This is a genomic window from Pseudomonas sp. A-RE-19, from assembly GCF_019956555.1.
In the GTDB taxonomy this organism is placed as follows: Bacteria; Pseudomonadota; Gammaproteobacteria; order Pseudomonadales; family Pseudomonadaceae; genus Aquipseudomonas.
On record NZ_JAHBDQ010000022.1, the window covers coordinates 122,201 to 143,976 of the forward strand.

General features: G+C 58.4%; 20 protein-coding genes. 6 read left to right on the plus strand and 14 right to left on the minus strand.

Annotated elements, in window-relative coordinates:
- Window positions 1–8 precede the first annotated feature (8 nt).
- Complete coding sequence (locus KGB14_RS15645; RefSeq protein ID WP_223487689.1) at window positions 9–1,058, minus strand: DUF2066 domain-containing protein; 1,050 nt, start codon at window positions 1,056–1,058, stop codon at window positions 9–11.
- Window positions 1,059–1,448: 390 nt separating this feature from the next.
- On the opposite strand from KGB14_RS15645, the gene purM reads away from it, so the two are divergent.
- The 5 genes from purM (at window position 1,449) to KGB14_RS15670 (ending at window position 5,456) form a co-directional block, all read left to right on the plus strand.
- A complete protein-coding gene (gene purM / locus KGB14_RS15650; protein ID WP_008013877.1) occupies window positions 1,449–2,507 on the plus strand; it encodes a phosphoribosylformylglycinamidine cyclo-ligase in 1,059 nt (352 codons plus the stop codon).
- Window positions 2,507–3,157, plus strand: coding sequence for a phosphoribosylglycinamide formyltransferase (gene purN / locus KGB14_RS15655; protein ID WP_223487690.1), 651 nt, complete (start codon window positions 2,507–2,509; stop codon window positions 3,155–3,157). The genes purM and purN overlap by 1 nt, the downstream gene beginning before the upstream one ends.
- A gap of 8 nt (window positions 3,158–3,165) precedes the next feature.
- A complete protein-coding gene (locus KGB14_RS15660; RefSeq protein WP_223487691.1) occupies window positions 3,166–3,879 on the plus strand; it encodes a DUF3108 domain-containing protein in 714 nt (237 codons plus the stop codon).
- Between the two features lie 238 nt (window positions 3,880–4,117).
- Entirely contained in the window at window positions 4,118–4,534 is a 417-nt protein-coding gene (locus KGB14_RS15665) for an OsmC family protein (protein ID WP_223487692.1), read from the plus strand.
- A gap of 61 nt (window positions 4,535–4,595) precedes the next feature.
- Window positions 4,596–5,456, plus strand: a complete 861-nt coding sequence (locus KGB14_RS15670) for a pirin family protein (RefSeq protein WP_223487693.1) — start codon at window positions 4,596–4,598, stop codon at window positions 5,454–5,456.
- A 166-nt stretch (window positions 5,457–5,622) separates the two neighbouring features.
- Here KGB14_RS15670 and KGB14_RS15675 read toward each other — a convergent pair whose 3' ends face one another.
- From KGB14_RS15675 to KGB14_RS15690, 4 genes are all read right to left on the minus strand, one after another.
- Window positions 5,623–6,351 carry a dienelactone hydrolase family protein gene (locus KGB14_RS15675; RefSeq protein WP_223487694.1) on the minus strand — a complete coding sequence of 243 codons (729 nt, stop codon included), beginning with the start codon at window positions 6,349–6,351 and terminating at the stop codon, window positions 5,623–5,625.
- Window positions 6,352–6,417: 66 nt separating this feature from the next.
- Window positions 6,418–8,322, minus strand: coding sequence for a molecular chaperone HtpG (gene htpG / locus KGB14_RS15680; RefSeq protein ID WP_223487695.1), 1,905 nt, complete (start codon window positions 8,320–8,322; stop codon window positions 6,418–6,420).
- A gap of 81 nt (window positions 8,323–8,403) precedes the next feature.
- Window positions 8,404–8,856 carry a PaaI family thioesterase gene (locus tag KGB14_RS15685; protein ID WP_223487696.1) on the minus strand — a complete coding sequence of 151 codons (453 nt, stop codon included), beginning with the start codon at window positions 8,854–8,856 and terminating at the stop codon, window positions 8,404–8,406.
- Window positions 8,853–9,329, minus strand: coding sequence for a PaaI family thioesterase (locus tag KGB14_RS15690; protein ID WP_223487697.1), 477 nt, complete (start codon window positions 9,327–9,329; stop codon window positions 8,853–8,855). Before KGB14_RS15690 ends, KGB14_RS15685 begins: the two co-directional genes overlap by 4 nt.
- A 156-nt stretch (window positions 9,330–9,485) precedes the next feature.
- On the opposite strand from KGB14_RS15690, the gene KGB14_RS15695 reads away from it, so the two are divergent.
- On the plus strand, window positions 9,486–9,731 hold the full coding sequence (locus KGB14_RS15695; RefSeq protein ID WP_223487698.1) for a hypothetical protein: 246 nt from the start codon (window positions 9,486–9,488) through the stop codon (window positions 9,729–9,731).
- Window positions 9,732–9,808: 77 nt separating this feature from the next.
- On the opposite strand, the gene KGB14_RS15700 is transcribed toward KGB14_RS15695, so the two are convergent.
- The 9 genes from KGB14_RS15700 to KGB14_RS15740 form a co-directional block, all read right to left on the minus strand.
- Entirely contained in the window at window positions 9,809–10,210 is a 402-nt protein-coding gene (locus KGB14_RS15700) for an MAPEG family protein (RefSeq protein ID WP_223487699.1), read from the minus strand.
- Complete coding sequence (locus tag KGB14_RS15705) at window positions 10,210–10,947, minus strand: DUF599 domain-containing protein (protein ID WP_223487700.1); 738 nt, start codon at window positions 10,945–10,947, stop codon at window positions 10,210–10,212. Before KGB14_RS15705 ends, KGB14_RS15700 begins: the two co-directional genes overlap by 1 nt.
- A gap of 269 nt (window positions 10,948–11,216) precedes the next feature.
- On the minus strand, window positions 11,217–12,530 hold the full coding sequence (brnQ, locus tag KGB14_RS15710) for a branched-chain amino acid transport system II carrier protein (RefSeq protein WP_223487701.1): 1,314 nt from the start codon (window positions 12,528–12,530) through the stop codon (window positions 11,217–11,219).
- Window positions 12,531–12,926: 396 nt separating this feature from the next.
- Window positions 12,927–13,808 carry a succinate--CoA ligase subunit alpha gene (gene sucD, locus KGB14_RS15715; RefSeq protein WP_008032672.1) on the minus strand — a complete coding sequence of 294 codons (882 nt, stop codon included), beginning with the start codon at window positions 13,806–13,808 and terminating at the stop codon, window positions 12,927–12,929.
- Complete coding sequence (gene sucC, locus KGB14_RS15720; protein WP_007898980.1) at window positions 13,808–14,974, minus strand: ADP-forming succinate--CoA ligase subunit beta; 1,167 nt, start codon at window positions 14,972–14,974, stop codon at window positions 13,808–13,810. The genes sucD and sucC overlap by 1 nt, the downstream gene beginning before the upstream one ends.
- Window positions 14,975–15,170: 196 nt before the next feature.
- The gene (lpdA, locus tag KGB14_RS15725) at window positions 15,171–16,607 is read right to left on the minus strand and encodes a dihydrolipoyl dehydrogenase (RefSeq protein ID WP_223487702.1); all 1,437 of its coding nucleotides are present in this window, start codon (window positions 16,605–16,607) and stop codon (window positions 15,171–15,173) included.
- 110 nt (window positions 16,608–16,717) lie between these two features.
- Window positions 16,718–17,932 carry a 2-oxoglutarate dehydrogenase complex dihydrolipoyllysine-residue succinyltransferase gene (gene odhB / locus KGB14_RS15730; RefSeq protein WP_223487703.1) on the minus strand — a complete coding sequence of 405 codons (1,215 nt, stop codon included), beginning with the start codon at window positions 17,930–17,932 and terminating at the stop codon, window positions 16,718–16,720.
- A 42-nt stretch (window positions 17,933–17,974) separates the two neighbouring features.
- Entirely contained in the window at window positions 17,975–20,806 is a 2,832-nt protein-coding gene (locus tag KGB14_RS15735; protein ID WP_223487704.1) for a 2-oxoglutarate dehydrogenase E1 component, read from the minus strand.
- Between the two features lie 262 nt (window positions 20,807–21,068).
- Window positions 21,069–21,773, minus strand: a complete 705-nt coding sequence (locus tag KGB14_RS15740) for a succinate dehydrogenase iron-sulfur subunit (protein WP_223487705.1) — start codon at window positions 21,771–21,773, stop codon at window positions 21,069–21,071.
- Window positions 21,774–21,776 lie beyond the last annotated feature (3 nt).

A 21,776-nucleotide genomic window follows, 5' to 3' on the forward strand; every position in this document is an offset into this window, starting at 1 on the left:
GGAAAAAACTACCAGCGGAAACGCAACATCGGCGTCGGTGCGGGTGCAGCGACAGGTGCAGAGCCAGGTGCCGCAGGCTGAACAGCCACCGGTGCAGGCGCTTGACCAGCCGGAATTTCCTGCAATTTCGCCAGGGACAACTGCGCTCGCAACTGATCGGCGCTGCCATTGACCCGATAGAGAATGCGGTCACCATCGACACTTTGCAGACGCGCGCCAAAAGGCTCCAGCAAACGCCCGAGCGTTGCATAGTGCTCCAGGTTCATGCCCTGCACTTCCAGCAACTGCTCGCTCGATGCCCCCGGCCTGGCGACAAAACGTGGCGCCAAACGCTCGCTGACCGCCAGCATCACTGCATCGGCCACGGCGGCGGTATCGGCGCCCTGCACGCTGCCGGCTTCTTTCTGATCGCCCAGCCACAAACGCCACTTGGCTTGCCATTGGCCACCCTCTTCACGGGCATGCACCGCCAGCAAGGCGTCGGCATTGTATCGGTCAGAGGCGCCCCGCAGCGGCGCCGGGTCGGCACTTTCCAGATTTGGTGCGGTGGCGACGATCTGCTCATTCAGGTCCGCCAGCGGCAAACGCAGCGGCAGGCCACGATGCTGAGCCGCTCGACGCAATGGCGCAGCGCTGGCTTGACCATCGCCGACCAGGCTCGAACCTTCGGTGGAGTCGTTCAACCACCAACCGAGGATCGACGGCCGATTGGCGCCCCACACGGACAACCCGGCACGACGCAAGGCCTGCTCGGTGGTGGCCGGATCGAAATCGATTTTCAGCGCCTCCGGCGGCCCGGCGTCATAACCGAACTGACTGATGATTTGCTGAGGGTCTTTGCGCACGGCCGCCAGAGCAGGGCTTTGCGCCGCCTTGGGGTCGCCGGTCAGGCGCAACACCAGCGTATCCAGCGCCCGCTGAGTCGCCTGGTCGCGCTCCTCCGGTGTCTGGCTGCTGACCGGCTCGCGCACTTGATAGAGGCCTTTGACCGTTTCGGCATGGCTGGTCAGGCTGACCACGGATAGACAGCCCACGAACAAGAATTTAAGAAAGCGCATGAAAGATTCCTGACGACAAGAGCGGCTGGAACAAACCGCATGAACATGAAGACGATTGAGCTAGGCTGTGACCACACACTCAAGCAAAACATTCACACGATCACATTAAGTTTTCGCACTGTCATAACGATAGACGGTTAACGTCGATACCTTATACAGCCATGCGGGATGCCACCAATACGAGCAATATCGGTTTTTTTAACGCGATATGCCTCTGCCCGTCGGCACGAGGATGGCCGCTGCCCCTCAAGCCTGATAAAATCGCGCGCCTTCGCAGACCGGCAACAGCCGGGCACCCTGAAATTCGCGTATGGCAATCGCCCTTCGCCAGCTTCAGTGGTCCCACTGGACTCGGTCGTTACCCCTGAATCCCCCCTAAAGGCCTGGATCATGAGCAAGCAACCCTCCCTGAGCTACAAGGACGCCGGTGTAGACATCGACGCCGGTGAAGCATTGGTCGAACGCATCAAGAGCGTCGCCAAGCGCACTGCGCGCCCGGAAGTCATGGGCGGCCTGGGCGGTTTCGGCGCCCTCTGCGAAATCCCGGCCGGTTACAAGCAACCGGTATTGGTCTCGGGCACTGACGGCGTCGGCACCAAGCTGCGCTTGGCGCTGAACCTGAACAAGCACGACAGCATCGGCATCGACCTGGTCGCCATGTGCGTGAACGACCTGGTGGTCTGCGGCGCCGAGCCGCTGTTCTTCCTCGACTACTACGCCACCGGCAAACTGAACGTCGAAACCGCGACCCAGGTCGTGACCGGCATCGGCGCTGGCTGCGAGTTGTCCGGCTGCTCCCTGGTCGGCGGCGAAACCGCTGAAATGCCTGGCATGTACGAAGGCGAAGACTACGATCTGGCCGGCTTCTGCGTCGGCGTCGTGGAAAAGTCCGAAATCATCGACGGTTCCAAAGTCGCTGCCGGCGATGCCCTGCTGGCGCTGCCGTCTTCCGGCCCGCACTCCAACGGCTACTCGCTGATCCGCAAGATCATCGAAGTGTCCGGTGCAGACATCGAAAACATCCAGCTCGACGGCAAACCGCTGACCGACCTGCTGATGGCCCCGACCCGCATCTACGTGAAGCCGCTGCTCAAGCTGATCAAGGAAACCGGCGCCGTCAAAGCCATGGCCCACATCACCGGTGGTGGCCTGCTGGACAACATCCCGCGTGTTCTGCCAAAAGGCGCACAAGCGGTGGTTGACGTTGCAAGCTGGACCCGCCCGGCGGTGTTCGACTGGCTGCAAGAAAAAGGCAACGTCGATGAAAACGAAATGCACCGCGTGCTGAACTGCGGCGTCGGCATGGTCATCTGCGTCGCTCAAGAGCACGTCGAAACCGCGCTGAACGTACTGCGTGAAGCTGGCGAGCAGCCTTGGGTCATCGGTCAGATCGCCACCGCTGCCGAAGGCGCGGCTCAGGTTGAACTGAAGAACCTCAAGGCTCATTGATGTCCCAGACCTGTGATGTGGTGGTGCTGCTGTCCGGCACCGGCAGTAACTTGCAGGCATTGATCGACAGCACGCGGACCGGCGACAGCCCGGCCCGCATCGCTGCGGTGATTTCCAACCGCGCCGACGCCTACGGCCTGCAACGCGCCAGGGATGCGGGTATCGATACCCGCACCCTGGATCACAAGGCTTTCGAAGGCCGCGAGGCCTTCGATGCCGCGCTGATCGAACTGATCGACGCCTTCAACCCCAAACTCGTGGTATTGGCCGGTTTCATGCGCATTCTCAGCGCTGATTTCGTGCGCCACTATCAGGGTCGCCTGCTCAATATCCATCCCTCGCTGCTGCCCAAATACAAAGGGTTACACACCCATCAGCGCGCGCTGGAGGCCGGCGACGCTGAACACGGCTGCTCCGTGCACTTCGTCACCGAGGAACTCGATGGCGGACCACTGGTCGTACAGGCAGTAATACCGGTAGAGTTGCACGATTCGCCGCAGAGTCTGGCGCAGCGAGTTCACACCCAGGAACACCTGATCTACCCGATGGCCGTGCGCTGGTTTGCCGAAGGTCGTTTATCACTCGGCGAACAAGGTGCTTTACTGGACGGACAGTTACTCGCGGCCAGCGGCCACTTGATTCGAACCTAGGAGATTTTATGCGTCGCGCCCTGCTCTTCGCTTGCGCTCTGTTCGCCCTGCCGTTTGCGCAGGCCGCAGACCTTCAACCCTTCTCCGCCAGCTACACCGCCGACTGGAAACAGCTGCCCATGAGCGGCACCGCCGAGCGCAGCCTGACCAAGGAAGCCAACGGCGCCTGGAAGCTCAGCTTCAAGGCGTCGATGATGATCGCCAGCCTGACAGAAGAAAGCACCCTGACCCTGGACAAGGACACGCTACTGCCGCAGTCCTATCACTTCGAGCGCGGTGGCCTGGGCAAAGCCAAGAAGGCTGATCTGGATTTCGACTGGACCAACAAGATGGTCACCGGCACCGATCGCGGCGACCCCGTCAAGCTTCCGCTCAACCGCGGCATGGTCGACAAGTCCACTTATCAACTGGCGCTGCAACATGACGTGGCCGCTGGCAAGAAAAGCATGAGCTATCAGGTCGTCGACGCCGGCGAAGTCGATACCTATGATTTCCGCGTACTGGGTTCGGAGAAAGTCGACACCAAGGCTGGCCAGATCGATGCGATCAAGGTCGAGCGCGTGCGCGACCCGACACAAAGCAAGCGCATCACCGTGCTGTGGTTCGCCAAGGACTGGGATTACCTGCTGGTCCGCCTGCAACAGGTCGAAACCGACGGCAAGGAGTACAACATCATGCTCCTCGACGGCACGGTCAACGGCAAGACGGTCAAAGGCAGCTAAGCCACAACGACATGAAAGCCCCGCAAACGCGGGGCTTTTTTTCGTCTGGCCATTTCGTTGGGCGGGGGCGATCAGGGCAATCCTGCAGGAGCGAGCGGTTCTGCGTCTTGACTTAGCGGCATCGAGGCAAGGCCGAATCGCCCGGCAAGAAAGTGGAACGCGAACGTGAAGGAATGCTCTATAACTTCAGGCTCTTTTTTGATCGAATGACTTTTTCCTAATGCCTGCGAGGTTTCCCATGACCGTTACCGTCAATACAGTCTCCGCCGAAGGTTTTCTTCACCGCGTCCAGATCGATGACCACGAATTGTTTGCCGATGTGTCGAAAACCTCTGGCGGCGAAGGCACGGCGCCTGAGCCCCATGACTATTTCGATGCAGCCCTCGGTGCCTGCAAGGCCCTGACGCTGAAAATGTATGCCAGGAAAAAGGGCATCCCGTTGACCGGCGTCGAGGTTGAGGTCACGCGCGACAACAGTGAAGAGCAGAAAGGCAAATACGCCCTGCACGTTGAACTCACGCTCAAGGGCGTGCTCACTGACGCCCAGCGCGACGAGCTGCACCGCGTGGCCGATCGCTGCCCGGTACACAAGCTGATTACCACTTCCGAAGTCAGCATCGAAACCCATCTGTCCGAAGGTGCCTTCAGCCAATAGCGGCAAGGGCTGCGCAAGCGGGTTATGCTCCCTGCGTCACCCGCTCAGCCTGGAATGCACCATGAACACGCCACTCGTGATCCGTCCCCGCGCCGAAGATGTCGAAGGCCAGCCGATTCTTCGCCCGCTGCCGTCAGCCAAATGCCGCAACGTCGGGCCTTTCGTGTTTTTCGACCATATGCTCGAAACCCGTTACCCGGCGGGCAAAGGCATGAACATCCGTCAGCATCCGCACATCGGCCTGTCCACCCTCACCTACCTGTTCGAAGGGCAAATCCAGCACAAGGACAGCCTCGGTTCCGATCAGGTGGTGAATGCCGGTGATGTCAGCTGGATGACGGCGGGCAGCGCCATCGCTCACGTCGAACGCACGCCCGAAGCATTGAAGGACAGCGGCTTTACGATGCACGGCTTGCAGATCTGGCTGGCTTCGCCCAAGGATCGTGAACACGGTCCCGGACACTACAGCCATTATCCAGCTGCCACGCTGCCGGTCAGCGATAGCCTTGGCGTGAAGATACGCATGATTGCCGGGTCAGGCTTTTGCCTGGAATCGCCCGTTCCGGTGCTTTCTCCTACGCTGTATGCCGAATTGAACCTGCAAACGGCGACCACGTTGCTGATTCCCACCGAACATGAAGAACGGGCACTGTATGTGTTGAGCGGCGAGGTGCAGCTTGATGGCGAGCTGCTGGAACCGCACTCACTGGTGGTGCTGCCTGCCGGGGAAGAGATGACGTTGTTCGCCCAGAGCGACTGTCATGCTGTGTTGTTTGGCGGCGCGCCGCTGGACGGACCACGGCGGATCAACTGGAATTTCGTGGCCAGCGATCCGGCATTGATCGATGAAGCACGTCGGCGCTGGGCGGCCGGGGATTGGCCGACAGTGCCGGGGGAAAGTGAGCGGATCGAACTGCCCTGAGTTCATCGGCGTCAGTTACACCGCCATCGCGAGCAGGCTCGCTCCCACATTTAGATGTCCAGTGCACACAGATTTTTTTTGCACGAGTGCGGTCCATTGTGGGAGCGAGCCTGCTCGCGATGTGGCCCGCATTAACACCGAGAATGCCGGGGCAAAAAAACAACAATCAGCCCTTGAACACTTCATCCAGCAAGTTATGCATCGACGTGAACGCACGGGCAGCCGTCTTCGCGTCATACATCATTTTTCCCGGCACGTTGGCATGGGGATCGGTGAATGAATGCACCGCTCCACCGTAGCTCAGCAATTGCCAATCCACACCGGCGGCATTCATTTCAGCTTCGAACGCCGGCAGTTGCTCTTTCGGCACCAGCGGATCGGCAGCGCCATGCAGCACCAGCACCGAGCCCTTGATGTTTTTTGCATCGTTCACGTTCGGCGTATCCAGCGTGCCGTGGAACGACACGGTCGCTTTCACCGGCGCTCCCGCACGCGCCAATTCCAAGGCGCAGCAACCACCAAAGCAGAAACCGAACGTCGCCAGTTTCGAGGTATCGACCGTCGTCTCGCCCTGCCCTTGCAGTTGTTCGAAGGCAGCCTGCATGCGTTTGCGCAGCAAGGCGCGGTCATTCTTCAACGGCATCATCGCCGCGCCCGCCTCGTCGCCATTCTGCGGACGAATCGCCTGGCCATAGAGGTCCGCGATCAACACCACGTAGCCCTTGGAGGCCACCGACTTGGCGATTTCCTCGGCACCGGCACTGACGCCCATCCAGTTCGGCGCCATCAACAGACCCGGGTGCGGCCCCTTATGGTCGGCATCGAAGGCCAGACGGCTTTCATACGGCTGGCCATCGATCTGATAGGCGACGGAACGAACAGTGATTTGACTCATGACTCTCTCCCAGTAAAAAACCCCAGAATGAAAAAACCCGCCGAAGCGGGTTTTTATACAACGCGGTTAAACCGACAGTTCAACCAACAGCTTGTTCAAGCGGCGCACGTAAGCGGCCGGGTCTTTCAAGCTGTCGCCGGCCGCCAGGGCCGCCTGATCGAACAGAATGTGCGACAGGTCGCCGAAGCGCTCGTCGCTCTGTTCGTTGTCGAGTTTCTCGATCAACGGGTGAGCCGGGTTGAATTCGAAGATCGGCTTCGAATCCGGAACCTTCTGACCGCTGGCTTCCAGGATCTGACGCATTTGCAGGCCAAGGTCCTGCTCGCCGATGGCCAGAATCGCCGGGGAATCGGTCAGGCGGTGGGAAACCCGCACTTGCGCAACGGAGTCGCCCAACGCGGTCTTGAGACGTTCAACCAGACCTTCTTTGGACTTGGCGACTTCTTCCGCGGCTTTCTTGTCTTCTTCCGAGTCCAGGTTGCCGAGGTCCAGATCACCGCGCGCCACGTCGACAAAGCTCTTGCCGTCGAAGTCGTTGAGGTAGCTCATCAGCCACTCATCGATACGGTCGGTCAGCAGCAGCACTTCGATGCCTTTCTTGCGGAAGACTTCCAGGTGCGGGCTGTTTTTGACTTGCGCGTAGGTTTCACCGGTCAGGTAGTAGATCTTGTCCTGACCTTCCTTGGCGCGGGCCAGGTAGTCGGCCAGGCCTACAACCTGCTCGCCGTCGTTGCCCTGAGTGGACGCAAAGCGCAGCAGGCCGGCAATTTTCTCTTTGTTGGCGAAGTCTTCTGCAGGGCCTTCTTTCATGACCTGACCGAAGTTCTTCCAGAAGCCTTGGTATTGCTCAGGCTCGTTCTTCGCCAGTTTTTCCAGCATGTCCAGAACGCGCTTGGTCAGCGCCGACTTCATGGAGTCGATGATCGGGTCTTTCTGCAGGATTTCCCGCGACACGTTCAGCGACAGGTCGTTTGAGTCGACCACGCCTTTGATGAAGCGCAGGTACAGTGGCAGGAACGACTCGGCCTGATCCATGACGAACACACGCTGCACGTACAGCTTCAGGCCTTTCGGCGCTTCACGCTGGTACAGGTCGAACGGAGCACGGGTCGGCACATAAAGCAGCGAGGTGTACTCGAGCTTGCCTTCAACCTTGTTGTGGCTCCAGCTCAGCGGGTTCTCGAAATCGTGAGCGACGTGTTTGTAGAACTCCTGGTATTCCTCGTCCTTGACTTCAGTGCGAGGGCGAGTCCACAGGGCGCTGGCGCGGTTGACGGTTTCCCACTCAACGGCAGGCTTCTCTTCACCTTCGACGGCTGCCACTTCTTTCGGCAATTCGATCGGCAAGGCGATGTGGTCGGAGTACTTCTTGATGATGTTACGCAGACGCCAGCCATCGGCGAACTCGTCTTCACCAGACTTCAGGTGCAGAACGATGCGAGTACCACGGTCGGCTTTCTCGACGGTGGCGATTTCGAATTCGCCTTCGCCCTTGGACGACCAGTGCACACCTTCGCTGGCAGCGAGGCCGGCACGGCGGCTGAAGACATCAACTTTATCGGCGACGATGAAAGCCGAGTAAAAACCAACACCGAATTGACCGATCAGGTGCGAGTCTTTTTTCTGATCGCCAGACAGGTGTTTCATGAAATCGGCAGTGCCGGACTTGGCGATGGTGCCCAGATGGGTGACCGCGTCGTCACGGCTCATGCCGATGCCGTTGTCTTCGAGGGTGACGGTTTTAGCGTCCTTGTCGAAGCTCACACGGATTTTCAGTTCAGCGCCGCCTTCCAGCAATTCAGGCTTGGCCAGTGCTTCAAAGCGTAATTTGTCGACAGCGTCAGAGGCGTTCGAGATCAATTCGCGAAGGAAAATTTCCTTGTTGGAATACAGCGAATGGATCATGAGGTGCAGCAGTTGCTTCACCTCGGTCTGGAAGCCCAGGGTTTCCTTTTGAGTTTCCACACTCATGGTCATCAAACTCCAATCAGATGGCATAAGCCGCGACCTTGAGAGTCGGCGGCGGGTTGTCATCAGAGTTGGGGGCTGAGATCAGGATTTCAAGGGCTCTTCGATTTTGAAATGAGCGCGGGCCGTGGCAATGGGCTCGACTTCAGTGCTTTGCCAGGCGGTAATTGCCACGTTTGCCACCCGACGCCCCTGCCGGCACACCTGGCATCTGGCCCAGGTATCACGAAACTGCCCCGCGCGCAGGTAGTCGAGGGAAAAGTCGATAATCTTCGGCACCCCCGGCGAGCCGGTGAAAATCAGCAGGTGCAGTGCCGCCGAGAGTTCCATGAACCCGGCAATCACCCCGCCATGAATCGCCGGCAATAAAGGGTTACCAATGTTGTCTTTGTTGGCCGGCAGACGAAACAGCAGCTCATCGCCAACACGCGAACATTCGATGCCGATCAGCCTGGCGTAGGGAATCAGGTGCAACAGCGAGGCGTAGTCCCCCTGCGCGTGAGCCTGTTGAAGTTGCTCCTTGAACGTGTCGCTCATTTCGCACCTCCGGCGATGACGCCGCCAAAACCTTTGGTGCCTTTAACACCCTTGCCCATGCGCATGAAGGTGCCCACTACATGAGCAATGGGTTGTTCGGGGTCGTCCTGATAGGCAAAACCACGCGCAAAAATGACGTCAGTGGTCACTCGGTAGCATTGAGCGAAGCCGTATACGTCCTTGTGCGGCTCGGCGGCGTGCATGTAGTCAATGCGCAAGTCGAGCGTCGGACAGACCTCGAACTCAGGCAGCACGCAAAGGGTGGCCATGCCGCAGGCGGTGTCCATCAGCGAGGTCAGCGCACCGCCATGAATCACCCCGGTTTGCGGGTTGCCAACGATCTGAGGGCTGTACGGCAGAATCACTGTCAGCCCTTCGCTGCTGGCACTGTGAACGCGCATACCGAGCACCTGACAATGGCGCAATGCCGACAGAAATCGCATCGCACGCTCAAAAACGGGGTTTTCGGCCATTTGATAAAACTCTTCTTAGTATCCGGGCTAAATAACAGGCGAACGGGGAAAAGTTCCGCAGCCAAACAAACTTATATATCTGTGCGATTTGAGGAACTTAACCCTGATTGCCGCGCTCGAAAGGCCAGTAGATATTTCCATCAGGAGAAACACCCCATGCGTAAGACTTTAGCTATTGCCTTGATGTTGACCGCTTCCCTCGGTCTCGCTGCCTGCGGTAAAAAACCCGAGGACAAAGCTCAAGATGCTAACCAACATGCCGAGCAAGCTCAGGAAAAAATGAGCGAAGCTCAGGATAAAGTAAACGACGCAGCGAAAGAAAACGCTGAAGCTGCCAAAGCTCAGGCCGAATCGAACGAAGCAGCGACAAAAGAAGCCGCTCCAGAAGCACCTAAAAACTAAAAGCGTTTTTAGTGATAAAAGCAAACCCGCCAAGTGCGGGTTTTCTTTTATCTGCGGATCATGTTTGCCATGCCGTGTTAGACCAACATCGTCCTAAAAGTCGGACTCATCATCAGCAACAACGAACACACTAATCCGACCAACCACATCAAACTGCGCTGCCAGGCCAGATCCCCCCAATAGCACAGCAAGTAAATGATGCGTGTAATCACGAAGATGATTGCCAGCGCATCAATCAGCCATCCGGCCGTCTGCGTGGTGTGCGCCATCAACACCCCGACCGCAAACAATATGAACGCCTCGAAACTGTTCTGATGGGCCGCCACCGCACGGGCGCCGAGGCCTGTCAGTTGCGCCTGTTGCTGACGCGGCAGGTGGTTGTTGTAACCGCCCTGCTCTTTCATGGCCTTGGCCACTGGCATACGTGCCACGTAAATCAACAATGCACTGATAAACACACACCAGAACGGAATACTCATCAAGCAGCCTCCTTGACTACTTCAGGCAATGGCGCCTCTGTAGGTGTATAGACCATGACGTCGAGAACGTCGGAGTGAAACTCACGGCGATACAACACCAGCACGACGCCGGCGCTCATCAACATGAACAACCAGGGGCTGACGAACCACGCCAGCATGGTCATGCCGAAGTAATAGGAACGCAGACCGAAGTTGAACTGGTTGGCGGCCATGGAAATGACACGGGCCGCTCGGGAAGCAAAGGCTTTACGTTCTTGTTCGGAAACATGCCGCTCACCGATCATCGGTGCCGAGCCAACCAGAATCGCCGCAAAGTTGTACTGACGCATGCACCAACTGAATGTAAAGAATGCATAGACAAACACCAGCGCCAGGCACAGTAACTTGATCTCCGACATGCCTTGGGAGGCCTGTTGCACCATCGGGATATCCGCCAGCAACGATACGGCTCTTTCGGAGGCCCCCAGCACGGTGAGAATACCGGCCAGAATAATCAACGTGCTGGACGCGAAGAACGAGGCGTTACGTTCCAGATTACCGATCACGCTGGCATCGGCGATGCGGTTATCGCGCAGCAGCATGCGGCGCATCCAGTCTTCGCGGTACAGATGCAGCACACTGGCCAGGCACGCAGTGTCGCGGCCCTTCCATGAGGCGTAACGGGTGTAGCCGCCCCAGCAGACGACAAACCAGAGCGCGGCGAGGATGTGGATCAGATTGGCGTGGATGAACGACATGCAGGTCCTTGTGATGTAAGAGCGAAGTTCCCGAAACCTTGTGGGAGCGAGCCTGCTCGCGATAGCGGTATATCAGTCAACATCTCTGTTGAACGTAAAGCCGCCATCGCGAGCAGGCTCGCTCCCACATTAGTTTTTTGGCAATGCTTCGACGTTAGCCCAAAAGAAAAGACACTGCATCTCGCCCATAAAAAATGCCCCGTATCGATTGATACGGGGCATTTCAGTTTCTGCTTGATAGGCCCGCTTGTGGCGGGCCATGAAGCAGCTTAAGCCATGGCTTCGGCGCGCTTGCCCAGCAGGCGATCGCAGACCACGGCAACCACCAGGGTCATGACCGACGGCACCAGCCACGCCAGGCCCTGCTCGCTCAGCGGCAGGTGAGCCAGTTGAGTCGGCATCCAGTCCGCCAGACCGGCGCCCTTGAGCGCGTCGATCAGGCCGAAGATGAACGACACCAGCATCACCGGACCGACGATGCGGCCCTGCTCATGCCAGAAGTCCTTGCAGAAGCTCAGGGCGACCAGGGCGATGCACGGAGGGTAGATCGCGGTCAGCACCGGGATCGAGAACGCGATCAGCTTGGTGAGGCCCAGGTTGGACACCAGCAGGGAAAACGCGGCCAGGATGATCACCAGCGTCTTGTAGGACAGTGGCAGTACGCGACTGAAGTATTCGGCACAGGCACAGGTCAGCCCGACCGCTGTCACCAGACACGCCAAGGAGATCAGCACCGCAAGGAAACCACTGCCCAACGAACCAAACGTGTGCTGTACGTAAGCGTGCAAAACCGCCGCGCCGTTGGTAGCACCGGCGGCCACCTCATGACTGCCCGAACCGAGGCGGAACAGGCTGACGTAAACCAGCGCCAGACCCACGCCGGCAATCAGCCCGGCGATGATCGCGTAACGGGTGATCAGCGCCGGCGATTCCACCCCACGGGAGCGGATCGCATTGACGATGACAATGCCGAATACCAACGCGCCCAAGGTATCCATGGTCAGGTAACCATTGATGAAGCCCTGGGAGAACGGTGCCGCCATGTATTCAGGGGTGGCCACGCCGATATCACCGGCCGGCAACGCGAACGCCGCGATACCGAGAGCGGCCAGCGCAATGATCTTCAGCGGTGCGAGGAAACGTCCTACGGTGTCCAGCAGACGCCCCGGGTAGAGCGAGATGAAGAACACCAGCAGAAAGTACACCGAGCTATAGAGAAACAGTGCCAGCGGGCTCTCGCCGGTCAGCGGCGCCAGGCCCACTTCGAACGACACGGTCGCGGTGCGCGGCGTCGCGAACAACGGGCCGACCGCGAGGTAGCACGCGGCTGCCAGCAGGCCACCGGCGACTTTACCGATCGGGCTGCTCAAGGCATCCATCGCCCCACCGACCTTGGCCAGGGCGACAACGGTGATCACCGGCAAACCGACCGCGGTGATCAGAAAACCCAGCGCCGCCATCCAGACATTAGGCCCGGACTGCAAACCGACGATAGGCGGGAAGATGATGTTGCCAGCCCCGACGAACAGGGCAAACGTCATAAAACCCAGCGCCAGGACGTCCTGGCCTTTCAACACTTTCATTAAGGAAATACCACACTACTGAATCGGAATTTAGAGAGGGATTTCCCTTATGGGTGAGGGAAATGCTGTCGGCCCGTATAGGACTGACCCGTTTAGCGCGTCGCTTCCTTGTGGGCCGCGGACGCAAAAATGGCTGCTAGCCTAACGAATTTGCATGACAAACGCACTGTTACAGGGCGAACTATCCGATACACGACATTTCAATGTCGCGTTTTTGCATGTAAATGGTGGACGGTCCGCCATCGCGAGCAGGCTCGCTCCCACATTTAGAACGCGGTCAAATGTGGGAGCGAGCCTGCTCGCGATAAGGCCTTCAATGCCGACACAAACCCCGGAAACGACAAAGGCCACCCGAAGGTGGCCTTTGTCTGGTGGAGCGTCAGTTAAGCGCGAGGCTTACTTGACAGCCCAACCGGTCAGCTCGGCCAGGGCCTTGCCGATGTCTGCCAGCGAACGCACGGTTTTAACGCCTGCGTCTTGCAGTGCAGCGAATTTCTCGTCTGCAGTGCCTTTGCCGCCAGAGATGATTGCGCCAGCATGGCCCATGCGCTTGCCCGGAGGAGCAGTCACACCAGCGATGTAGGAAACAACTGGCTTGGTCACGTGTGCCTTGATGTAGGCAGCCGCTTCTTCTTCAGCCGAACCGCCGATCTCGCCGATCATTACGATCGCTTCGGTCTTCGGGTCTTCCTGGAACAGTTTCAGGATGTCGATGAAGTTCGAACCCGGGATCGGGTCACCGCCGATGCCGACGCAAGTCGACTGACCGAAACCGGCGTCAGTAGTCTGCTTCACAGCTTCGTAGGTCAGGGTGCCGGAACGGGAAACGATACCGACCTTGCCTGGCAAGTGAATGTGACCAGGCATGATGCCGATCTTGCATTCGCCTGGAGTGATCACGCCTGGGCAGTTAGGGCCGATCAGGGTGATACCCAGCTCGTCGCACTTGACCTTGGCATCCAGCATGTCCAGGGTAGGAATGCCTTCAGTGATGCAAACGATCAGCTTGATGCCGCCGAAGGCTGCTTCCAGGATGGAGTCCTTGCAGAAAGGAGCTGGAACGTAGATCACGCTGGCGGTGGCGCCAGTGGCAGCTACAGCGTCTTTCACGGTGTTGAACACTGGCAGACCCAGGTGCTCGGTGCCGCCTTTGCCTGGAGTTACGCCGCCAACCATCTTGGTGCCGTATTCGATGGCTTGCTGGGTGTGGAAACTACCTTGCGAACCGGTAATACCCTGGCAGATAACTTTGGTGTCTTTATTGATCAGGACGCTCATTATTTGCCCTCCGCAGCTTTAACGACTTGTTGAGCAGCGTCGGTCAGGCTGGTAGCAGCGATGATGTTCAAACCGCTTTCTGCCAGTACTTTAGCGCCCAGCTCAGCGTTGTTGCCTTCAAGGCGAACAACAACCGGGATTTTCACGCCGACTTCTTTCACAGCGCCGATGATGCCTTCGGCAATCATGTCGCAACGAACGATGCCGCCGAAGATGTTGACCAATACTGCAGCGACGTTAGTGTCGGACAGGATGATCTTGAACGCTTCGGTAACGCGTTCTTTGGTAGCACCGCCGCCCACGTCGAGGAAGTTGGCTGGTTTGCCGCCATGCAGGTTGACGATGTCCATGGTACCCATGGCCAGGCCAGCACCGTTGACCATGCAACCGATGTTGCCTTCCAGTGCTACGTAGTTCAGTTCGAACTTGGCAGCGTGCGCTTCGCGCGGATCGTCTTGCGACGGATCGTGGAAAGTCTTCAGCTTAGGCTGACGGTACATGGCGTTGGCGTCGATGTTGATCTTGGCGTCGAGGCAATGCAGATCGCCGTCAGCCTTGATCACCAGCGGGTTCACTTCCAGCAGAGCGAGGTCGTGATCCTTGAACAGCTTGGCCAGACCTACGAAGATCTTGGCGAACTGAGCAACTTGCTTGCCTTCCAGACCCAGCTGGAATGCCAGTTCGCGACCCTGGAATGGCTGAGCGCCAACCAGTGGATCGATAGTGGCCTTGAGGATTTTCTCAGGGGTGTCGTGAGCGATTTTCTCGATGTCCACGCCACCTTCGGTGGAAGCCATGAACACGATGCGACGGCTCGAACGGTCAACGACAGCGCCCAGGTACAGCTCTTTAGCGATATCAGTGCACGACTCAACCAGGATCTTGGTGACTGGCTGGCCATTGGCATCAGTCTGGTAAGTCACCAGACGCTTGCCCAACCACTGTTGAGCGAATGCTTTGGCGTCTTCTTTGCTGCGAACCAGCTTTACGCCGCCCGCTTTACCGCGACCACCAGCGTGGACCTGGGCTTTGACAACCCACTCGGTGCCGCCGATTTTGTCGCAAGCTTCTGCTGCTGCTTCCGGGGTGTCTACTGCATAACCGGTGGAAACTGGCAGGCCGTATTCAGCGAACAGCTGCTTACCCTGATACTCGTGAAGATTCATGCTTATTACCGTCTTCGTTAGGTACTGCGCATTCGGTGCTGCACTTGTTCAAGTGCCGCACCACCTGTGACTGCTGCTTGCGTAGCCTTTCCGGGTACCCGGTGCAGCCACGCAAGACTGCGTCCAGCGGACATTCCGCGGTGAGTCTTGCATGCAAGGCTCACGACGGGCCGTACCGCCGTGGTTTCTTATTGTCTTAACGCTTCTTGCGGTTGGCGATGTGGATGGCGCCGCCATTCACAGCCAAGGCTGCTTCGTGCAAGGCTTCAGACAGGGTCGGATGGGAGAAAACCATCATGCCCAGGTCTTCAGCGCTGGTGCCGAATTCCATACCGATCGCGCCCTGCTGAACCAGTTCTGCAGCGCTCGGGCCAATCACGTGGACGCCCAATACGCGGTCAGTCTTGGCATCGGCAATGACTTTCACGAAACCGCCGGTGTCGTTGGCGGCCATGGCACGGCCACTGGCTGCGAACGGGAAGGTGCCAACGTTAACTTCAACGCCTTCAGCCTTCAAGGCCTGCTCGGTTTTGCCGACCCACGCGATTTCCGGGTGAGTATAAATAACCGAAGGGATCAAGTCATAGTTCATCTGGGCTTTGTGGCCCTTGATGCGCTCAACGACCATGATGCCCTCTTCCGAGGCTTTGTGAGCCAGCATCATGCCGCGTACCACGTCACCGATGGCGTAGACGCCCGGCACGGTGGTGGCGCAGTGATCGTCAACGTGCACAAAACCGCGCTCGTCGAGGGTCACGCCGCAATCGGCGGCCAGCAGATCAGTGGTCACTGGACGGCGACCAACGGCTACGATCAGCTTGTCGAAAGTGATGTTCTGTTCGCCGTTGGCATCGGTGTAGTTCACAACGACTTCGTCGCCGTTCACTTTCGAACCGGTCACGCGAGCGCCCAGTTTGATGTCCAGACCCTGTTTGGTCAGGGTTTTCAGCGCTTCCTTGGAAACGGCAGCGTCAGCGGCCATCAGGAAGGTGTCCAGCGCTTCGAGAACAGTCACTTGCGCGCCCAGACGGGACCAGACCGAACCCAGTTCCAGACCAATGACGCCAGCGCCAATCACGCCCAGGCGTTTTGGTACGGATTGGAACTCCAGAGCGCCAGTCGAATCGACGATCACATTCTGGTCGACCGGAGCCGGTGGAATGTCGATCGGACGCGAACCCGGAGCCAGAATCACGTTCTCGGCTTCGATGATTTCTACCGAACCATCAGGCTTGGTGACTTCGACTTTCTTGCCGGCCAGCAGTTTGCCGTGGCCCTGGATCGAAGTAACGCCGTTGGCCTTGAACAGGGTCGCAACGCCGGAGGTCAGGCCTTTGACGATGTTGGCTTTACGGCCGACCATTGCTGGCACGTCCATGGTCACGCCAGCGTGGTTGATACCGTGGATCGCGAAACCGTCCTGGGCTTCGTGGAATTTCCAGGAGCTGTCCAGCAGCGCCTTGGATGGAATGCAGCCGACGTTCAGGCAAGTACCGCCGAGGGCCAGTTTGCCTTCCTTGTCGGTGTATTTCTCGATGCAGGCAGTGGAGAGGCCCAGTTGCGCTGCTTTAATGGCAGCCACGTAGCCGCCAGGGCCCGCGCCAATCACTACCACGTCGAATTTCTGAGTCATGTGTCATTCCTTCTCGAATCAAACCGGACGGCCCCTTTTGGGGACCGTCGTGGGACGAAGCTGGTCATTACGGAAGGGCCGCTCATCGCTGAGCGGCCCGAGCAACGAAATCAGATATCCAGCAGCAAACGAGCCGGGTCTTCCAGCAGGTTCTTGATGGTAACCAGGAAGGTCACAGCTTCTTTACCGTCGATCAAACGGTGATCGTAGGACAGTGCCAGGTACATCATCGGACGGATAACGACTTGACCGTTGATCGCCATAGGACGCTGCAGAATGTTGTGCATGCCCAGGATGGCCGCTTGTGGCGGGTTGACGATCGGCGTCGACATCATCGAACCGAAGGTACCACCGTTGGTGATGGTGAACGTACCGCCGGTCATTTCTTCCATCGACAGTTTGCCGTCACGGGCTTTCTTGCCGAAGGTAGCGATGCCGCCTTCGATTTCAGCCAGGCTCATCAGTTCGGCGTTACGCAGAACCGGTACAACCAGACCGCGGTCGCTGGAAACAGCCACACCGACGTCGGCGTAGCCGTGGTAAACGATGTCGGCACCGTCGATCGACGCGTTGACAGCCGGGAAGCGTTTCAGCGCTTCGGTGGCCGCTTTCACGAAGAACGACATGAAGCCCAGGCGTACGCCGTTGTGGGACTTCTCGAACAGGTCCTTGTACTTCGAACGCAGGGCCATGACTTCAGTCATGTCGACTTCGTTGAAAGTGGTCAGCATGGCCATGTTCGATTGAGCTTCAACCAGACGCTCGGCAACCTTGGCACGCAGACGGGTCATCGGAACGCGTTTTTCGACGCGGTCACCGGCAGCGAATACAGGCGCAGCGGCAGCAGGTGCAGCAGGCTTGGCAGGCGCGGCAGCCGGAGCGGCTTTCTTGGCAGCAACAGCGGCTACCACGTCTTCCTTGGTCACACGACCGCCTTTGCCGGTACCGGCAACGGAAGCGATGTTGATGCCGTTTTCTTCAGCCAGCTTGCGAGCAGCCGGTGCAGCAACAGGATCATCTTCGCCCGCTTCGGCAGGAGCAGCAGCCTGGGCAGCAGCCGGAGCAGCGGCGGCGGCAGGAGCAGCACTGCCCTCACCGATGGAGCCCAGAACTTCGTCGGACAGAACGGTGTCGCCTTCGTTCTTGACGATAGCGCCCAGCACGCCGTCAGCGGTAGCCAACACTTCCAGTACGACTTTGTCAGTTTCGATGTCGACGATCAGTTCGTCGCGCTTGACGGCGTCGCCCGGTTTTTTGTGCCAGGTGGCAACGGTGCCATCGGCAACCGATTCCGGGAAAGTGGGGGCTTTGATTTCGATAGCCATTATCTGTGGGTCCTTAAATTCGGTTTCAGGTGCGCGAAGGCGTTAAACAGTAAAGGCGTCTTGCAGCAGTTGTTCCTGCTGCTCAGCGTGCATCGATGCATAACCACAAGCAGGTGCAGCAGAAGCCTCACGGCCCGCGTACTCGAGTACGAGAGATTTGTTGAGCGTACTGATGCTACGACGCAAGTGGTGTTGGCTGCAGTACCAGGCACCCTGGTTCATCGGCTCTTCCTGACACCAAACGGCATGCTTGGCGTTGGTATAAGGAGCCAGGACTTCTTTCAAGTCGTCCTCAGGGAATGGGTACAGCTGCTCGATACGCACGATGGCGATGTCATCACGACCTTCGGCACGGCGTTTTTCCAGCAGGTCGTAGTAGACCTTGCCGCTACACAGAACAACACGCTCGACCTTTTTCGGGTCCAGGGCATCGATTTCCGGGATCACGGTCTGGAACGAACCTTCGGCCAGATCTTCCAGGGTCGAGATGGCCAGTTTGTGACGCAGCAGCGACTTCGGAGTCAGAACGATCAACGGCTTGCGCAGCGGGCGAATCACCTGACGACGCAGCAAGTGGTAGATCTGGGCCGGGGTGGTCGGGACGGCAACCTGAATATTGTGCTCGGCGCACAGTTGCAGGTAACGCTCCAGACGGGCCGAAGAGTGCTCCGGACCCTGACCTTCATAACCGTGCGGCAGCAGCATGGTCAGACCGCAGAGACGACCCCACTTGTGCTCGCCGCTGGTGATGAACTGGTCGATAACCACTTGGGCACCGTTGGCGAAGTCGCCGAACTGGGCTTCCCAGATCACCAGCGCCTCAGGCGTGGTGGTCGAGTAACCGTATTCGAACGCCAGCACGGCTTCTTCGGACAGGAACGAATCGTACAGGTCGAAACGTGGCTGGCCCTTGTACAGGTTCTGCAGCGGGATGTAGGTACCCGCGTCTTTCTGGTTGTGCAAGACAGCGTGACGGTGCGAGAACGTACCGCGACCGATGTCCTGACCCGTCATGCGAATCGGGTGACCTTCGAACGCCAGGGTCGCGTACGCCATGGTTTCGGCGTAACCCCAGTTGATCGGCAGGCCGCCGGCTTGCATCTTCTGACGGTCTTCGTAGATTTTCGAGACCTGGCGCTGAACCACGAAGCCTTCTGGAATTTCCAGCAGCTTGGCGGACAGTTCCTGCAAGGTTTTCAGATCGAAGCGAGTGTCGTGACGCGCGGTCCAGGCGTGGCCCAGATACGGACGCCAGTCCACGAACAACTCTTTGTTCGGCTCTTTGACCAGGCTTTTTACCACGTGCAGACCGTTGTCCAGCGCGTTGCGGTATTCGTCGACTTTCGCCTGAACACGCTCAACGTCCAGCACACCGCTCTGGGTCAGACGATCGGCATACAGCTCACGGGTGGTGCGCTGTTTGGTGATCTGCTGATACATGATTGGCTGGGTGCCGCTTGGCTCGTCGGCCTCGTTGTGGCCGCGACGACGGTAGCAGACCAGGTCGATCACCACGTCACGCTTGAACTGCATGCGGTAGTCGATGGCCAGCTGGGTCACGAACAACACGGCTTCCGGATCATCACCATTCACATGGAGAATCGGCGCCTGGATCATCTTCGCAACGTCGGTCGCATACTCGGTGGAGCGCGAGTCCAGCGGGTTGCTGATGGTGAAACCAACCTGGTTGTTGATCACGATGTGCACGGTGCCGCCGGTCTTGAAACCGCGGGTCTGCGACATCTGGAAGGTTTCCATCACCACACCCTGACCGGCGAATGCCGCGTCACCGTGGATGGAGATCGGCAGAACCTTCTCGCCGGTAGGGTCGTTACGACGATCCTGACGGGCGCGGACCGAACCCTCGACCACCGGGGAAACGATTTCCAGGTGAGACGGGTTGAACGCCATGGCCAGGTGAACTTCACCGCCGGCGGTCATCACGTTGGACGAGAAGCCCTGGTGATATTTAACGTCACCGGACCCCAGCTCGACCTTCTTCTTGCCTTCAAACTCGTCGAACAGCTCGCGCGGGTTCTTGCCGAAGGTGTTGACCAGCACGTTCAGACGACCACGGTGGGCCATGCCGATCACGATTTCCTTGGTGCCGTAGGAACCGGAACGCTGGATCAGCTCGTCGAGCATCGGAATCAGGCTCTCGCCGCCTTCCAGACCGAAACGCTTGGTACCCGGGTATTTGGTCCCGAGGTATTTTTCCAGGCCTTCGCCGGCGGTGACGCGCTCAAGCAGGTGGCTCTTGATGTCGACGGAGTACGTCGGACGGCCGCGCACGCTTTCCAGACGCTGCTGGAACCACTGGCGCTGCTCGGAATCGGTGATATGCGTAAATTCAGCGCCGATGGTGCGGCAATATGTCTGCTGCAACGCTTCGTGAATTTCGCGTAGGCTCGCCTCCTCTTTGCCGATGAACAGGTCGCCGGCACGGAAGGTCGTATCAAGATCGGCATTGGTCAAGCCGTAATGATTGATTGACAGGTCTGCAGGTGCAGGACGCTGCCACAGCCCCAGCGGGTCAAGCTGGGCTGCCTGGTGGCCACGCATACGGTAGGCCTGGATCAATCGCAGCACTTCAACTTGCTTCTTCTCGTGCTCACTGCTCACGCTGCCGGCGGAAACCGGTTGGGCGCGGCGCTGGTTCTTTGCCAGCAAGACGAAATGATCGCGAATTGTGGAGTGCGAAACATCGGTGGCAGAGTTGCCGTCAGCAGGCAACTTCTGGAAGTAGGTGCGCCACTCTTCTGGCACAGCGTTAGGGTCGTGCAGGTAGAGCTCGTAGAGCTCTTCCACATAGGCAGCGTTACTACCGGATAGGTAGGCGCTGTTCCACATGCGCTGCATCACGCTTTCTTGCATGCTTGGTCACCCTCGGTTAGGGGAACACCACCGGCGTCGACACAGAGAAAACTTGCAGAAGTCCGAATGCAGCGACTAAAACAAGCCACTTAGGATCACGCTGATAGTCCGGGTACCAGCCCGGATGCCCCTGCTTGTCTCATTTCTTCAAAATAAGAGCCGCAGCCTTATAAGCTGCTGCTCAGGTTAAAACTACGGCGCCGGTTGAAGCCTGCGCCGTAGCATCTACGGGTGTTGCGGTCCTACGGGTACAGCAGCTGAATCACACGCCGCTTTGCAGCAGCATGTTACGAATGTGACCGATGGCCTTAGTCGGGTTCAGGCCTTTCGGACAAACGTTGACGCAGTTCATGATGCCCCGGCAGCGGAATACGCTGAACGGGTCATCCAGCGAAGCCAGACGCTCGGACGTCTTGTTGTCACGGCTGTCTGCCAGGAAGCGGTAGGCTTGCAGCAGAGCAGCCGGACCCAGGAACTTGTCCGGGTTCCACCAGAAGGACGGGCACGAAGTCGAGCAGCAAGCGCACAGAATGCACTCGTACAGACCATCGAGCTTTTCACGCTCTTCAGGGGACTGCAGACGCTCGATGGCCGGAGCCGGCGTGTCATTCTGCAGGTATGGCTTAACCTTTTCGTATTGCTTGTAGAAGATGCTCATATCGACGACCAGGTCACGGATAACCGGCAAACCTGGCAGCGGACGAACGATCAGCTTGTTACCTTTTACGACAGCGGACAGCGGCGTGATGCACGCCAGACCGTTTTTGCCGTTGATGTTCATGCCGTCGGAACCGCAAACACCTTCACGGCAAGAGCGACGATAGGAGAAACCTTCGTCCTGCTCTTTGATCAGGGCCAGCACGTCCAGCACCATCAGGTCTTTACCACCGGTATCAACCTGGAATTCCTGCATGAACGGCGCAGCGTCCTGATCAGGGTTGTAACGATAAACACTGACTTGCAACATGGC